Source organism: Pseudomonas fluorescens (genome assembly GCF_000968015.1).
GTDB classification, from domain to species: Bacteria; Pseudomonadota; Gammaproteobacteria; order Pseudomonadales; family Pseudomonadaceae; genus Aquipseudomonas; species Aquipseudomonas fluorescens_W.
The window spans coordinates 1-630 of record NZ_LACH01000056.1 but is presented as its reverse complement, the minus strand read 5'-3'; the positions used below and the strand labels follow the sequence as shown (position 1 = coordinate 630).

1 protein-coding gene is annotated in these 630 nt (G+C 62.9%); it reads right to left on the bottom strand.

Going from position 1 to position 630, the window contains the following annotated elements; genetic code table 11:
- Positions 1-630, bottom strand: a 630-nt coding sequence (locus tag VD17_RS32725; protein WP_440130581.1) for an Ig-like domain-containing protein, incomplete at both ends; no start/stop codon positions are given.

The following is a 630-nucleotide window of genomic DNA, read 5'->3' as shown; positions in this document are numbered from 1 at the left end:
GTGGCCCGGCTGACTGCCGGTAACGGTGCCGGGCGCCAGATCCTGGCCATCCTTGTTCAGGTCGAGGGCTTTTTCGTAGACGGTCACGTCGCTGTCGCTGGCCGCGCTGATGCAGCTGTTGATCACGTCGATGGTGATGGTGGTGGTGCTTTGGTCACCGTCGGCATCGCGCACGGTGTAGGTGAACACGTCGGTCGCCCCGGGGTCGCTCACGGCGTTCGGGTTGCTGTGGTACACGGCGTTGCCGTTGGCATCCAGCGTCAGGTAACCGTAGGTGCCATTGATCTGGCTGTTGAGGCCACCGATGGCTGGGGTCGAGGTGTCCGAACCGGCACGCACACCGAGCACCGCGCCGCCTGCGGCGAGACCATCGGCGCCGCCGACGTCATTCCACAGCACGTTGCCACTGACGGTGCCGCCTTCGGCGACCGAGGTCTCGTCGGCATGCGCAATCGGCTGATCATCGACGATTTTGACCACGATGGTGCTGGTGGTGCTGTTGCCCAAAGAGTCGGTGGCTTGGTAAGTAAAACTTTCGCTGAGGGTATTGGCGCCGTCGTTTACATGCGGCGTCGTACTTGGCGCCGACGTCAGCGTGTAGGTATAGGAGCCATCGGGATTGAGCAGGAT